This is a genomic window from Pedobacter gandavensis, from assembly GCF_032677645.1.
GTDB lineage: Bacteria > Bacteroidota > Bacteroidia > Sphingobacteriales > Sphingobacteriaceae > Pedobacter > Pedobacter gandavensis_A.
Window position 1 is genome coordinate 288,609 of sequence record NZ_JAVTSB010000008.1, and the last position, 15,081, is coordinate 303,689.

The 15,081-nt window shown below is 42.3% G+C and carries 10 protein-coding genes; 6 read left to right on the forward strand and 4 right to left on the reverse strand.

What is annotated here, in order from left to right:
* Window positions 1-3: 3 nt before the first annotated feature.
* Both R2Q66_RS15255 and ruvX read right to left on the reverse strand, forming a co-directional pair.
* Window positions 4-639 (reverse strand): O-methyltransferase, encoded by a 636-nt coding sequence (locus tag R2Q66_RS15255; RefSeq protein ID WP_316750460.1) that lies wholly within the window; start codon window positions 637-639, stop codon window positions 4-6.
* Window positions 640-748: 109 nt separating this feature from the next.
* Window positions 749-1,165, reverse strand: a complete 417-nt coding sequence (gene ruvX / locus R2Q66_RS15260; RefSeq protein WP_316750461.1) for a Holliday junction resolvase RuvX — start codon at window positions 1,163-1,165, stop codon at window positions 749-751.
* Between the two features lie 50 nt (window positions 1,166-1,215).
* On the opposite strand from ruvX, the gene R2Q66_RS15265 reads away from it, so the two are divergent.
* The 3 genes from R2Q66_RS15265 to R2Q66_RS15275 are packed head-to-tail and all read left to right on the forward strand — an operon-like array spanning window position 1,216 to window position 4,614.
* Window positions 1,216-2,364 carry a hypothetical protein gene (locus tag R2Q66_RS15265; RefSeq protein ID WP_316750463.1) on the forward strand — a complete coding sequence of 383 codons (1,149 nt, stop codon included), beginning with the start codon at window positions 1,216-1,218 and terminating at the stop codon, window positions 2,362-2,364.
* Window positions 2,365-2,366: 2 nt separating this feature from the next.
* On the forward strand, window positions 2,367-4,142 hold the full coding sequence (ricT, locus tag R2Q66_RS23915; RefSeq protein ID WP_410479435.1) for a regulatory iron-sulfur-containing complex subunit RicT: 1,776 nt from the start codon (window positions 2,367-2,369) through the stop codon (window positions 4,140-4,142).
* Window positions 4,135-4,614 carry a gliding motility lipoprotein GldH gene (locus R2Q66_RS15275; protein ID WP_316750465.1) on the forward strand — a complete coding sequence of 160 codons (480 nt, stop codon included), beginning with the start codon at window positions 4,135-4,137 and terminating at the stop codon, window positions 4,612-4,614. The genes ricT and R2Q66_RS15275 overlap by 8 nt, the downstream gene beginning before the upstream one ends.
* A gap of 8 nt (window positions 4,615-4,622) precedes the next feature.
* Here the strand turns inward: R2Q66_RS15275 and R2Q66_RS15280 are convergent, their stop codons facing one another.
* Together R2Q66_RS15280 and R2Q66_RS15285 are read right to left on the reverse strand one after the other, a co-directional pair.
* Window positions 4,623-5,513, reverse strand: coding sequence for a DUF6266 family protein (locus R2Q66_RS15280; protein ID WP_316750467.1), 891 nt, complete (start codon window positions 5,511-5,513; stop codon window positions 4,623-4,625).
* 288 nt (window positions 5,514-5,801) lie between these two features.
* A complete protein-coding gene (locus R2Q66_RS15285) occupies window positions 5,802-7,103 on the reverse strand; it encodes a UDP-N-acetylmuramoyl-tripeptide--D-alanyl-D-alanine ligase (RefSeq protein ID WP_316750469.1) in 1,302 nt (433 codons plus the stop codon).
* Between the two features lie 88 nt (window positions 7,104-7,191).
* On the opposite strand from R2Q66_RS15285, the gene R2Q66_RS15290 reads away from it, so the two are divergent.
* The 3 genes from R2Q66_RS15290 (at window position 7,192) to R2Q66_RS15300 (ending at window position 15,075) form a co-directional block, all read left to right on the forward strand.
* Entirely contained in the window at window positions 7,192-9,717 is a 2,526-nt protein-coding gene (locus R2Q66_RS15290; protein WP_316750471.1) for a M14 family metallopeptidase, read from the forward strand.
* Between the two features lie 679 nt (window positions 9,718-10,396).
* Window positions 10,397-13,579 (forward strand): SusC/RagA family TonB-linked outer membrane protein, encoded by a 3,183-nt coding sequence (locus R2Q66_RS15295; RefSeq protein ID WP_316750473.1) that lies wholly within the window; start codon window positions 10,397-10,399, stop codon window positions 13,577-13,579.
* A gap of 11 nt (window positions 13,580-13,590) precedes the next feature.
* A complete protein-coding gene (locus R2Q66_RS15300; RefSeq protein WP_316750475.1) occupies window positions 13,591-15,075 on the forward strand; it encodes a SusD/RagB family nutrient-binding outer membrane lipoprotein in 1,485 nt (494 codons plus the stop codon).
* Window positions 15,076-15,081: the final 6 nt, after the last annotated feature.

Genomic DNA, 15,081 nt, shown 5'->3' on the forward strand with positions numbered 1-15,081 from the left:
ATTTTATTTTTTTCTGATGATAAACAGTCCGTCCCTAATGGGGAGGATCAGTTTTTCTACGCGGTCGTCGGCCGCTATTTTATCATTAAATGTACTTATATTTTTAGTTCCTTTATCCTGATCCGGGTTCAATACCTTTCCACTCCAAAGCACATTATCTACGATAATCAGTCCTCCGGGACGTATACGGTCGAAAATCTGGTCGTAATAAGTGCCGTTATTTTTTTTATCCGCATCAATAAATACCAGGTCAAAAGTCTCGTCCAGGTCGTTTATCGTTTCCGTCGCATCTCCTAAAATGTACTGGATTCTTTCCGGATTTGGTGCAGCTGCAAGGTTGCGGATCACCATTTCTTCCAGCTCCTCATTCTTGTCCAGCGTATAAATAATCCCGCCTTCCTGAAGTCCTTCTGCCAGGCAGATGGTGGCATATCCGGTAAACGTACCAATTTCTAAAATTCTGGTCGGACTGATCATTTTGCTTAAGAAGCTCAATACGCGACCTTGATAATGGCCGGAAATCATTCTCGGCATCAATACTTTAAGGTTGGTTTCCCGGTCTATTTTCTTCAGTAAATCTGATTCAGGTTCGCAGTAATTGAGCAGCAATTGCTGCATATCGTCATTAATCAGGCTCATATTTTATTTATTCAGCATTCTTATTCTTCTCATTTGATCTTCTCTCATTTGATCTTTCTGGCCACAGATTTCTGGTATCATTTGATCTGTGGTGTAAACCTGGATTGCACTATAAACGGGGCGATTCCATAAAATATTGCAGGATGATGGTCGCAGCAATGGTATCCACGCGATCTTTATCTCTACGATCTTGTTTTTTAAGTCCGCTTTGCATAATGGTTTGATGGGCTAATTTAGAGGTAAACCGTTCATCAATCCAGAATTGTGGGATATCGGGGAATGTTCTTTTCAGGATTTTCGAAAAACCTTTGACATGTTGTTTCGATTCCGAAGGTGTGCCGTCCATTTGGATGGGATCACCCAGAACAAAGGCTTCCACTGCTTCTGTGAGCATATATTTTTTCAGGTATTCGATAATATCCTTCGGATGAATGGTATCCAGGCCGGTTGCAATAATTTGCAGGGGGTCTGTAACGGCAATTCCGATCCGTTTTGTTCCGTAATCAAAAGCTAGAATTCTAGGCATAAATGCAAATATGCAAATCAATAATCTAAAAATTTGTTATTTTGCACCAAATGCAATTTAAAGACATCATCGGACAGGAACAGATTAAGGCGCAGTTGGTGCAAACCGTTGCTGAAAACAGGGTGAGTCATGCCCAGTTATTTTTGTCTGCTGAGGGGAGTGGTGCTTTGCCGTTGGCTATCGCTTATGCGCAGTACATCAATTGTCTTGATAAGCAGGATGATGATAGCTGTGGGGCTTGTTCTTCCTGCCGGAAGTACGAGCGTTATATCCATCCCGATCTGCATTTTTCCTATCCTTTTTTCGCTTCTAAAGATGCCAGAATTGCCGTTGATGTGATTGATGAGTGGCGCAGTATGCTGCTGGAAGATCCGTATTTCGACATGGAAATCTGGCGTTCTAAATTAAACGCGGAGAATAAACAGGCCAACATCAACATTGCCGAATGTCATGACATTATAAAAAAGCTGAGTTATAAAGCTTTTGAGGCGGAGACGAAGGTTTTGATCATGTGGTTGCCCGAATATCTGGATAGAGAAGGCAACTCTTTGCTGAAAATCATTGAAGAACCGCCTGCAAACACCTTATTCCTGTTGGTGGCGAATAATCAGGAGCAGATTTTATCCACCCTGTTGTCGCGTACGCAGATTGTGAAAATTCCGAAGTTATCACATGAGACGATTGAAAATTATCTGACCGAAAAACATGGCATGCCGGAAGAGCAGGCTGCAGAATATAGTTTCCTGGCGGATGGAAATCTGATTGAAGCGAAACTATTATTAGCGAATACCCAGAATGGCAATGCCGATAAGTTTGCGGAATGGCTGAGGATGGGCTATGGCAACCGGGTGTTAGAACTGACCACTTTTGTGGATCAGGCCGCAGGTTGGGGAAGAGAAAATCAAAAGAATTTTTTAAAATACGGGATTAATTTTCTGCGGGAATGTAGCTTGCTGCTGAGTGATGCAGAAGTGCTGGTAAAACTGCCCGCAAGAACCTTAGAAACTGCAAAAAAGCTCAGTGAAAAGGTGCTGGATTTACCGATGGCGGAGGCCATTATCCAGGAGTTGGAACGTGCTCATTACCATATTGAAAGGAACGCAAATCCTAAAATTCTGTTTTTAGATGTATCTTTACAATTGGTAAAAATAATTAAGTTTAAAACGCTCCCGAAAGGGACTCACTATATATACAATTAACTATGGGATGTGGAAGTTGTTCTACAGGTGGCGGTTGCGCCCCCTCAGGCTGCAAAAGTAATGGCTCATGCCTTACCGGAGGATGTCAGAAATTAGAAGTTTACGATTGGCTGTCGAATTTAGACATGCCCTCAAATTATATACCGTTTCAAGTAATAGAAGTTAAATTTAAAGGTGCGAGGAAAGAGTTTTTCCTGAACAACGACAACATCTATCTTGAAATCGGTGAATTAGTGGCCGTAGAAGGCGCTACAGGAGGTTACGACATTGGGCACATTTCTCTTACCGGAGAATTAGTACGTGCTCAAATGAAACGTCGTAAGACCCCGCTTGATCAGATTACCAGAAAGATTTACAGAAAAGCAACAGAAGCAGATGTAGACAAGTGGAAACTGGCAAAAGGCCTGGAATGGGAAACCATGCATAAGGCCCGTACGCTGGCTTTAGACCTACGTTTGTCGATGAAAATCTCCGATGTAGATTACCAGGGTGATAAAACCAAGGCTACTTTCTTTTATACTGCTGAAGGGCGTGTAGATTTCAGGGAATTGATCAAGAAAATGGCGGAAACGTTCAGAATCAGGATCGAAATGCGCCAGATTGGAATGAGACAGGAAGCGGGCAGATTGGGCGGAATTGGCTCATGTGGTCGTGAATTGTGCTGTTCTACCTGGTTAACGAACTTTAAAACGGTATCTACTGCCGCAGCAAGGTATCAGAACCTATCGTTAAACACGTTGAAGCTTGCCGGACAATGCGGAAAGTTGAAATGTTGCTTAAACTATGAGCTGGATACTTACCTGGACGCTTTAAAAGACATTCCGGATCGTATCGAGAACCTGCAAACGGAGGTTGGCGTTGCCCGTCACCAGAAGACAGATATCTTTAAGAAACTGATGTGGTTCAGCTATCCGAATATGGAAGACTGGATTCCTTTAAAAGTGGACCGTGTGAAAGAGATCATGGCCATGAATAAGAAAGGTTTGAAACCGAATAATCTGAAAGAAGAAGCGGTAGAACTGGTTTCGAATACGCTGGTAGAGAAGATCCCGGATTACGAAAATGTGGTTGGCCAGGACAGCTTAACGCGTCTGGATGATAAGCCTAGAAATAAAGGCACACGCAACAACAACAATAATAATAACAGAAACAGCGCGCCACGTACTGGCGAGCCGAGAACAAATAACAATCCTAACAGGAACGATAAAACGGCCAGACCGGAGAAACAGGCGAGACCCGGACAACCGGCAAGACCACGTCCGGAAGGTAATAAAAACGCTCCTGCGACAGAAGGAGAGGCAAGTACAGCTCCTGCGAAAGCACAACAAGGACGTACAAATGTAGGTCAGGGTCAAGGTCAGTCGGCAGGTAATGCTGGTCAGCCGAAAGGTCAAAACAGGGGCCCGGCGAAAGTTGCAGGAACTCCTGGTGATAAAACTGCAGGAACACCGGGTAATGCCGCGCAACCGAAAGCAGCTGGACAACCAAGGCCACAAGGACAGCCAAAAACGCCGGGTCAACCGAAAGCGCCAGGGCAACCTAAGGCTCCGGGACAGCCAAAAGCACCAGGTCAACCTAAAGCGCCGACACAGCCAAAAGCAGCTGGAAATGTATCAAATACAGCCAGTTCAGCAGCAAACACAGGAGAAACACCAGCTACGGATGCTTCAGCACCGGCAGCAGATGGAACTACGCCTGCTGCAAAGCCAAGTCGTAACAACAGGAACAGAAATAATAACCGCAGAAAAAAACCAACGGATAAGCCTGCAGATGAATAATTTTAAAGCAGTTTTAATGCTGATTACGGGTATCATAACCACTCTTTTGAGCGGTTGTGATACCAATAATGTGATTGACAATAATGTTTCTATGCCCTCCAGAAACTGGAGTTACGACCATAATGTAAAAGCGGTAATCGACATTACCGATAGCAGCAAGCCCTATAATATCTATTTCAAGCTTCGCCATACCGCTGATTATGGCTATTCCAACATCTTTGTGTTAATGCACCTGCGCAAGCAAGGCGAAAAAAAGCAAAGCAGACGTTATGAATACCGTTTGGCACAACCTGATGGTCAATGGAATGGCGCCGGTTCAGGCAACCTTTACACCTATACTTTGCCTTTATTAACCAATTATAAATTCCCTTCGCCGGGAAAATATGAGTTGGAACTGGAGCAGAATATGCGCGATAATCCCCTGAAAGGAATCAGTGATGCGGGTATAAAAGTATCTTCAATAGCGCCATAACATCAAATTTAGTTGTCGGGTTTTACCGCTTTAGGCATCCCCTGCATTTTACATTTGAGGGTTAAAAATTCCGCTTCCAGGGTTATAAAAGCCTTGTCTTCAGTTCTTGTTCCTGCATTGATCTCTGTCAGTTGTTGTATATAGCTGGTCGTTACCACTGCAAGCTTGATTTTTAAATCGCTGAGTTCCTTTTTCGCTTTCTTTTTTTCTTCTTTTTTTGTCTTGATTTCCAGGGCTTTTACGGTCATTTCCGGAATTTCGGCTTTCTCGTTGATCATTCCAAGAAAGCTACTGTCTGAAATCCTGCAGCCATCGGCAGATTTAACGCTGGTATAGACCGCTATTTCTGCCTGGAGATATTCTTCATCCATTTCGATAAAATAGGTCCCATCGCATCTCTTTGCGGCATTTAAAAAATGATCCGCTTTTTTTGTACAGGTATAATACAGCTGGATCATCACCAGGTCATCGTATTCTTCAGGTTTATAGTTCAACTTTGGGTCCCAGGTAAATTGAAGACCTGTGGCCACTTTCTGTAACTGCATATCCCTGATTTTTGATAAGTCGCCTACACTAAGTATTACTTTGGAGTAATCTACCTGAATGTTGGGGTATTCCCCTTTTAAAGCATGTTTCTTGTGGTAAGCCGTTGCAAGATTGTGTGGGTTTTTATCGGTTCCTTTGGCCTGATACCCATAGCCCAGATTGATGTATTTGAGCATTGGCTTGAGTAGTTTCATGGTGACCGCCATGGCCTGACAATTTGCTTTTTGCAAGGGGGTTTGTGGTCCGGATTTTCCGGATCTCCTGAAAATGGTCTTTCCTTTTGAGTTGTAATAGACGTAGCCGTCGATTTTTCCGCGGGGAGTTCCGAGCGGAGTGTTTGTTAGTGTAGCCATGATTTTTAAATAAATTTATTTGTTTAACAATAGCTAAAGAAACAAATTAATTATTTGATAATCTTGCTGTATTCGAAATAGAAATCGTATACTGGGTGTGGTTAGCAGAATAAAACACTGCAATTAAAGGATTGTTGCCGCAGCCATTGCAGGGGGATTTGGCCCTACAGGGCCCTACCAGCACCCTACTAAAAGCGCAGCAGCACCGGCCAAAGGACAACCAATACAGGCAGCCTTTCTTAGCATTTTTTTATTTTCAAAATTTCCTGAAAAACAGAAAAAAAGATTTTACAAGAGTGGAAGCAACTGTTCTAATGCCATCCCTCTGGAACCTTTCAATAACACCAGGCTATCAGTAATCCCTTCTTTTTCGAGGAATTCTTTGGCTTCTGCCGGACTTTCGAAGAAATGACCGATATGCTGTCCTTTTACCTCATAAAAGTGCTTTCCGATGAAGATAAGCGTGTTTACCTGCGCTTTTTCGGCTTCAGCGATGATCAGTTGGTGTTGTTCCGCAGCTTCATTGCCCAGCTCAAACATATCTCCGATGATGACTACTTTTTTATCCGCAGCAAGGGAGGCGATATTGGCTAATGCAGCGATCATGCTGCTTGGATTGGCATTGTAAAAATCACAGATCACGGTGTTTTTATCCGTTTTACTCAGTTGTGAGCGGTTGTTTTTGGGTTGATATCCGGATAAACCGGCATTAATCTGTGCTGGCGTCAATCCGAAGAAATGACTGATCACAATAGCCGCAAGGATGTTTTCGAAGTTGTAAGCACCGGTTAGCTGGGTATGAACCTTGTAGTTTTCCTGTTGATCGCTCCAGGAAAGTTCCAGAAAAGGATCTGTTTTTAACAGCGTTCCGGAGATGGTGTTGTTGGTTTCCGTACCATAATAGACGGTTTTCGTTAAACCAGCTGCCGCTGTCATTTCCAATATATAGTCGTTGTTTCGGTTGATGAAAGCGGTGCCATCGTGCTTTTTCAGGTAGGTAAATAGCTCTGCTTTACCTTTTTTAACGCCTTCAAAACCACCAAAACCATCCAGATGAGCCATACCGATATTGGTAATCAGACCATGAGTAGGCTGTGCGAGTTCGCATAAAAATTCGATCTCTTTTTGGTGATTTGCACCCATTTCTATGACTGCAATTTCTGTCTCCGCAGTTAAAGAAAGCAGGGATAGTGGTACGCCAATGTGGTTATTGAGGTTGCCTTTGGTGGCAAAAGTTTTGTATTTTTCAGAAAGAACCGCGTTGATCAGCTCTTTGGTAGTGGTTTTTCCATTGCTACCGGTTAAGCCAATCACCGGAATGTTTAATTGTTCACGGTGGTATTTGGCTAACTCCTGTAAGGCGGTCAGCACATCCGGCACTAAAATACAGCGCTGATCAATTGAAAAGTCAGGGTTGTCGATGATGACATAAGCAGCACCAAGTTCTAAAGCTTTAGCGGCAAAAGAGTTGGCGTCAAAATTTTCCCCTTTAAGAGCAAAAAACAGACAGTCTTTGGCAATGCTCCTTGTATCGGTGCATACCGTAGGATGGTTTAAAAAATGTTGATACAGGGAATTGCTGGCTGACATGTGCTTAAATCTAAATGATATGGTAAAATTACACTATGAAAGAGAAACTAAAAATATTCTTTAGTATTTTGGAGAATAAATCCCTGCTATGAAGTATTATTTGCTCTCATTTCTGCTGTTGCTGATTGGACTAAAGCCTGCGGAAGCGCAGTTAAAGTCGCCTGAAGAGTTTTTGGGATACCCATTGGGCAGCAAATTTACCCCTCATTATAAAGTGCTCGAATATTTCAAATACCTGGGAAATGCCAATAAAAACATCAAAATTCAGAAATACGGGAAGACCTATGAAGGCAGGGAGCTTTTAGTGGCTATGGTCTCCGCAAAGGAGAATATGGACAATCTGGAGGGAATCAGGAAGCAAAATCTAAGTCTGAGTAATGCAGATAAACTGGTTCAGAACACCGAAAAACAAAACCAAAACACAGAGAAAACCAGCTTTAAAGGGAAACAACCGGTCATTTTATGGCTGAGTTATAATGTACATGGCAATGAGGCGAGTTCTACAGAAACCGCTTTAAAAATGCTGTTTACCTTGGCTGAGGCAAAATCACCGAACATTCAGAACTGGTTAAAGAATACGGTCGTGATCATTGATCCATGCCTCAATCCGGATGGTAGGGAGCGCTATCTGAACTTTTTTGGCTCCACGGTGGGCATTCAGCCTAACCCAAATCCATTGTCGAGAGAGCATATAGAACCCTGGCCAGGTGGACGATCTAACCATTATTATTTCGATTTAAACAGAGACTGGGCCTGGCAATCGCAAATAGAAACGCAGCAGCGACTGGATTTATACCAGGACTGGATGCCGGAAGTGCATGTCGATTTCCATGAACAAAGCTATAACGATCCTTATTATTTTGCACCTGCGGCCGAGCCGATTCATCAGGATATTACCCCCTGGCAGCGGAACTTTCAGATTACAGTGGGGAAGAACAATGCGAAGTATTTTGACCAGAACGGCTGGCAATATTTTACGAAAGAACAGTTTGATTTACTCTATCCTTCTTATGGCGATACCTATCCTTTATATAACGGGGCTATCGGGATGACTTATGAGCAGGGCGGCATTGGTGCCGGATTGTCCGTGGCCACGATTGACGGGGATACGCTGACCTTAAAAGACAGAATCGCGCATCATTTTACGACGGGAATGGCCACCTTAGAAACGGTTTCCAATCATGCAGACGAACTGTTGGATGAGTTTGGAAAGTATTTTGAAAAGGCAGTACTGAATCCTCCGGGCACTTATAAAAGCTTCGTGATCAAGGCACAAAATCCTTATAGACTCCAAAAACTGGCGGGTCTTTTGAAGAAAAACAACATCCAGTTCGCTTATGGCTTAGATAAAGAGCTGACGGGTTATAATTATGAGAGCCGTAAAACGGAGCGTTTTAAAGTGGAGCGGAACGACCTGATCATCAATTTAAACCAGCCCAGAGGCGTATTGGCAAATGTGCTCATGGAGCCTCAAACCACCGTGAGCGACTCTAATACTTACGACATTACGGCCTGGGCATTGCCTTATGCTTACGGTTTACCGGCTTTTGCAAGCCTGGAGCCCATTAAAGGACGCTTTGCGGAACCCGAAGAAAATAAGGAAGTTTTTCCTGTGGTACAGAAACCTTATGCCTGGATTTTCTCCTGGGCGGGATTACCAGATGCGCAGCTATTAATGGAGCTGCAAAAGGAAAATATCAAGGTCAGGATTACCGAAGAGCCTTTTACCATTGCCGGGCGCAAGTTCGGAATTGGGACTTTATTAGTTTACCGTACAGAAAACGAGCGGCTGATTCCAACCTTAACTGCAAAAATGAGCGCGATAGAAAAGAAGACGAAAAAGGCCTTTTATCCTGCAGCAAGTGGCTTTGTAGACCGTGGAAAGGATTTCGGTTCTTCCAGCTACCGGATTTTGAAAATGCCGAAAGTGGCTATGGTAGCCGGTCCGGAAAGCTCCTCGCAGAGTGTAGGAGAAATCTGGCATTATATGGAGCAAGAGTTAAATTATCCTGTAAGCCTGATTCCTTTGAGGAGTATCGAAAACCTGAATCTGGACAAAATAAACGTGTTGATCCTACCTGACGGTGCTTATCCGCAGGAAACGTTGGAAAAACTGGAGGATTGGATCAAAATAGGAGGGAAAGTGATCCTGATGGAAGATGCCGTTCAAAGTGTAACCGATTCCAAACTTTTTGAGGTAAAAAAGAAGGAAGAAGTTAAAGAAGAGGAAGTGTCGATCAATCCGGCACTCTATGCGAACCGGAACAGTATCGACCTGTCTGATGCCATCCCCGGAGCAATCTTTAAAGTCCATTTAGATGCAGGCCACCCGCTTGCTACCAGTTTAGGACGCTATTATTACGCCTTAAAAACCGACGACCATATTTATGCGCCTTTAAGCAGAGGCTGGAATGTAGGTTTATTTAAATCAGACAGTTATATGGCTGGTGTGGCAGGGAAAAAGGTGGTTAAAACCTTAAGTTCCGGAATGACATTGGGCGTGCAATCTTTGGGAAAGGGGACTATAATTTATATCGGAACGAATGTGTTATTCCGATCTTTCTGGGAAAACGGGAAGCAACTCTTCCTAAATGCGCTGTTTTTGGCCGACTAAATTGCCAGTTTTGCGTCCAGATCGTACTTATTGTGGCCGGATCTGATTTTTGATGCCCTTCTGATTGGGTTTTATCGCGGTTTCTTTTAAGTATAAAAAATTCTTATTTGCCGGTTTTTTTGTAACGCACTTGTGGTTTTTCTTCTCCAGGTAATTTGGTTACTCCTATTTTGTTTGCCGGAAAAAAAAGGCCTGGAAAGAATAAATCTGATACCTCTTCTATTTTCTAAGCTATAACTCAGGCTCTTATTTTCTTTCAAAATCACAAAGTTTTGATAAATAATTAAGCAATAATTAACGACTTATTTTTAGGCTGGAGCTCCTTTTATGGCCGTGTTTTTTAAACCTTTTCGTCCTGATTTTAGAGAAAAATACTCGTTTTTATCTGTTTTGATAGGTTTTTATAGCATTTGAAAAGGAAAGGTAAATGGCTCATTATTCAGTTTTAGTTAGAAAACATTCCTAAATGGATTAAAACTGTTCGGGTAAATGTATAAAATATCGGCTTTATGTTGTTTGTGGAAATGGCAAACTGTTTTTTTGACAAAATGGCTATTGTAATCAAAAAGTTATGTCATTTGATTGTAATTTATGTTTAGCCTCAATTTTCTTTGAACTCCTTGGGCATAACTATACTTAAATTCAAGTAATGATTTAACAACCTAAATTTAATCAACTTATGAAAAAACTTGTACAAAGTTTGCTCATTTTGATTTTTATCGCAGGAACTGCGATGGCTCAAAATCGAACAATTACTGGTGTAGTTACCGACAAGGAGGATGGCAAGCCACTTCCCGGAGTAACTGTCAGAGTAAAGGGCACTAAAATTGGTACGCAAAGTGGTGGCGATGGTAAGTATGCTATACAAGCGCCAACTGGTGCAACGGAACTCGAATTCTCTTATCTGGGTTATATCACTCAGGTAAAACCCATTTCCGCTGGAAATGTAGTAAACGCAGCTTTAGCTTCTGATTCCAAAGCCTTGAATGAGGTGGTGGTAACTGCACTCGGAATCAACAAGTCAAAGAAAACCATTGGTTATGCGGAAACAACGGTCAAGTCTGAAGAAATCAACAGAGCAGCTCCGGTGAGTATGCTTGGTGGTTTACAAGGTAAAGTAGCCGGTGTAACGATTTCCAATTCTTCCGGTGCTCCGGGTGGTTCCACAAAAGTTATCCTGAGGGGCTTTACTTCCATTGGTGGAAGCAATCAGCCGCTTTATGTAATTGATGGGGTTCCTTTGGATAACTCAAGTATTGGTTCCGACAGCAATTATGATTTTGGAAACAATGCGAATGACATTAACCCGAATTCAATTGAGAGCATGAGTATCCTGAAAGGATCAGCGGCTACCGCATTGTATGGTTCAAGAGGGTCGAATGGTGTAATCCTGATCACCACTAAAAAAGGTGCAGCAGGAAAAACAGTGGTCGAGTTTTCTCATGCCAGTACAATTACTCAGGTGGCTACGATATTTAAGGTTCAGGATGTATTCGGACAAGGTTGGGATGGTACTTTTATCCCTTCGGAGAATGGTAACTGGGGTCCTAAATATGATGGTATAGTACGTCCATGGGGAGCTATCGTGGATAACTCTCAACTGTTAAAACCTTTCTCTTACATTAAAAACAACGTGAGAGATGCTTTGGATAATGGTTTGGAACTGAACAGTAACATCGCCATTAGTGGTGGTAATGACCTGAGTACGTTTTACTTTTCTTATGGAAATGTTTACAGTAATGGTTATTTACCAACCGATGCAGATTCTTATAAAAGGAACAACGTAACGTTAAAAGGATCAACTAAACTGGGTGCTTTTTCAATTGATGCGACGATGAACTATGTGACCAAAACACAAAGATTTGTGGCACAGGGACAAGGGATATCTGGTGTTGGTTCTTCATTTTATGAGGATATTCTACAAATTCCGGGAGATATTCCAATCAGAGATTTGCAGAATTATAAGAACAAGTTCTTTAACGTAGACAATTATTTCACGCCATACGCGGAGAACCCTTATTACTCTATTTATGAGAATGGTAGCCGTTACAAAAACGACCGTATCTATGGAAACGTAAATATGGGTTACAAAGTGAACGATTGGTTGTCGCTACAATTCCAACAGGGAGCGGATGTGGACAATGCAGGAGATAAGCAATGGCACAATAAAAATGCACCTTCCATTGGTAGTTATAATGCCGGTGGAAACGTGGAAGGACAAAGCAGAGCTGCCGATGTAGGTCGTGTAGTAGAAGAATCGATTAAGACTTTCGAGTATGACTCTAAGTTTAATGCGATCTTCAAAAAGACCTTCTCGGATTTTGAGTTAGATGGATTAGTCGGAGTGAATTACAACGACAGGGGTTCAAGATTCTTAACCACCCAAGTGGAAAATCTGGCCATTCCAGGGTTTTTCAATTTGAGTAATAGTGCCAATAAACCAACAAGTACGGAGATAGAATCCCACCGCAGGTTATTTGGTGCTTATGCGACGGCAACCTTAGGTTACAAAAACAATCTGTTCCTGACGGTAACCGGCAGAAACGACTGGACTTCTACCCTGGCACCGGGAAATAACAGTTATTTCTATCCAGCGGTGAGTTTAGCCTATGTGGTATCAGATGCTTTTGACTTGAAAAAAACACCGATCAGCTTCTTAAAATTAAGAGCCAGTTATGGTGAAACAGGTAGTGATACACAACCTTACCGTATTTATGATGTGTTAAACCCAACAAATGTTCCGCTTGGATTTGGAAGTATTGGTTTCCCAATCTTTGGTGTAGCAGGATTTAGCATCGCGAATACTTTAAACAATAAAGATCTGAAACCAGAAAGAGTTAAAGAGTATGAATTCGGTATGGACATCAGGTTCCTGGAAGAGAGAATTGGTTTAGATGTTACTTATTTCAATAGAAACAGAAATGACCAGATTCTTCCGGTTCCAATTGACCCGGCATCAGGTTACCAGTTCAAAATATTAAACTTTGGTAAAGTAAGAATCCGCGGTATTGAGATGGCTTTAAATCTGAAACCAGTAGTGAGTAAAGATTTCAACTGGAACATGACTTACACCTTCTCCAGAGCGCGTAATACCGTACTGGAATTACCAGCAGGATTAGATAAAGTAATCATTAACGGTGCTTATGAAGCTAATTTAATTGCAGAAAAAGGACAACCTCTAGGGGTATTGGAAGCTCCGGGTCCGGAATATGCGCCAGATGGACGTATCGTAGTGGATGCTACTGGTTTCCCGGTAGTGGCTGCTGAGAATAAAAAATACGGTAGTATTCAGCGCGATTTTGCCATGGGATTAACGAATATGCTTTCTTACAAACGTTTTGGTCTTGGTTTTACTTTTGATTATCAAAAAGGCGGTGTTTTCTACTCTGGAACAGCAGATTTGTTAAATTTCGTTGGTGCGGATAAGAAAACGCTTTACAATGATCGTAAACCATTTATTGTGCCTAACTCGGTACAAAAAGTGACTGATGCAAATGGAAACTTAATCAGATATGAAGAAAATGTAACGCCTATTCTGGAAGGAAAAATTGATGATTATTATTATCCAACTACCAATAAAGCGTTGGTTTATAGCAATCGTATTCTGGATAAAACCTTCCTTAAGCTAAGAGAAGTAACCTTGAGTTACAGTTTGCCTGAGAATATTGCAGGTAAGATTCTTGCAAAAAGGGCAACTGTTTCCGTGTTTGGAAGAAACCTGATTACCTGGTTGCCTAAATCTAACGGCACGATAGATCCGGAGGTTTCCAATCAGGGAAATGACCTTGCAGGTGAATTTGGTGAGTTTAGAACCGCACCACCAGTTAGATTCTTTGGGGCATCATTAAAAGTTTCATTTTAATTATTTGAGCGATGAAAAATATAACTAATTACATAAGGCCATTGATCCTGTCCGGTTTATTCTTCCTGACCTTTGGGTGTAAGAAGACCCTGGATATCAATGTTGATCCAAATAACCCGCCTATTGAAACGGCTTCCCCGGAAGTACTGTTGCCATCTGCGATTATGTCTACCGCTGGTCGGGTAGGTGGTGACCTCGCAATTTTAGGTGGGATCTGGTCCCAGTACTGGACACAAGCTTTCGCTTCCAATCAGTACAAGACCATTGATGCCTATAACTTAACCAGAACCGATTTTACCGGGGCTTATGATCAGCTTTATGCTGGTGCACTTGCCGATTATCAGCTGGCAATTTCTAAGGCACAAGCCTCTGGCGATTGGCGTTACAACTTAATGGCGACCGTGATGAAGGCCTATACTTATCAGGTGTTGGTAGATGTGTATGATAAACTTCCTTATACGGAAGCCTTTCAGGGATCAGCAAATCTGCAACCTAAATATGACGATGGCTATTTCATTTACCAGGCGTTACTGACTGAAATTAATGCGGCATTAGCCAAAGATTTCACCACTGTCCCTTTAACCTCAAGTCAGAAAAAAGGAGATTTCCTTTTCAATGGAGATATGGATTTATGGGTACAGTTTGCCAATACCTTAAAATTAAAAATGTATTTGCGAATGGTGAATGCGAAACCTGCAGAAGCCGAAGCCGGAATCAGAGGGCTGTATACTGCCGGTGCTAAGTTCTTATCCGTTGGTGCTGGTATCGCTAAATTTGAAGATAGTCCGAACAATAGTAATCCAATGTATGAGATGAATGTGAGGCGCTTAAATACCACGACTAATTTAAGAGCGAGTTATACTTTTACCAGCTGGTTGATCGATAATGAGGATCCAAGAGCCAGTGCATATTTTGGTTCAGCAAGTCCAATCGGACAAAACCAGGGTGATTTTGCCGCTACACAACAGGAGCAACCAACTTATGCAAATGCAAGTGTTGCTGCTCAAAAGGCGACAGACCCGGTTTGGTTTATCTCTGATTCGGAATCTTTCTTTATGCAGGCGGAAGCTTTAGAGCGTTATTTCGGAGGTGCAGGTGCTGAGGCGTTGTACGACAAAGGCGTTCAGGCATCGTTTACTGCATCGGGAGCATCTTCTGATGGTTTCGTAGGCACAACCGGACTTTATGCTTATCCCGTAGCTGGTAATTTTGAGACCAAACTAGAGGCTATCATTACGCAAAAATGGGCTTCATTGCCAGGATCACACGCTTTAGAAGCATTTTTTGAGCAACAAAGGACTGGGTATCCGGTAACATCTCCAATTTATTCTACGGTAGCTGGTTATATTCCCGGACAGTGGGTGTATGCGAGAAATGGGGTTACCGGTGCTGGTAGATTCCCTAAACGATTGGTGTGGCCTGCTTCTTCAAGGGATAGAAACGTTAATGTTCCTACCGAAGTTCCAATCTATGTTAAAGTATGGTGGGGCAAATAAGTGTTT

Excerpts from the sequence above, each read along its gene's own strand:
- R2Q66_RS15255 (WP_316750460.1), bottom strand. The coding sequence starts at position 639 with ATGAGCCTGATTAATGACGATATGCAGCAATTGCTGCTCAATTACTGC.
- ruvX (WP_316750461.1), bottom strand. The coding sequence starts at position 1,165 with ATGCCTAGAATTCTAGCTTTTGATTACGGAACAAAACGGATCGGAATT.
- R2Q66_RS15265 (WP_316750463.1), top strand. The coding sequence starts at position 1,216 with ATGCAATTTAAAGACATCATCGGACAGGAACAGATTAAGGCGCAGTTG.
- ricT (WP_410479435.1), top strand. The coding sequence starts at position 2,367 with ATGGGATGTGGAAGTTGTTCTACAGGTGGCGGTTGCGCCCCCTCAGGC.
- R2Q66_RS15275 (WP_316750465.1), top strand. The coding sequence starts at position 4,135 with ATGAATAATTTTAAAGCAGTTTTAATGCTGATTACGGGTATCATAACC.
- R2Q66_RS15280 (WP_316750467.1), bottom strand. The coding sequence starts at position 5,513 with ATGGCTACACTAACAAACACTCCGCTCGGAACTCCCCGCGGAAAAATC.
- R2Q66_RS15285 (WP_316750469.1), bottom strand. The coding sequence starts at position 7,103 with ATGTCAGCCAGCAATTCCCTGTATCAACATTTTTTAAACCATCCTACG.
- R2Q66_RS15290 (WP_316750471.1), top strand. The coding sequence starts at position 7,192 with ATGAAGTATTATTTGCTCTCATTTCTGCTGTTGCTGATTGGACTAAAG.
- R2Q66_RS15295 (WP_316750473.1), top strand. The coding sequence starts at position 10,397 with ATGAAAAAACTTGTACAAAGTTTGCTCATTTTGATTTTTATCGCAGGA.
- R2Q66_RS15300 (WP_316750475.1), top strand. The coding sequence starts at position 13,591 with ATGAAAAATATAACTAATTACATAAGGCCATTGATCCTGTCCGGTTTA.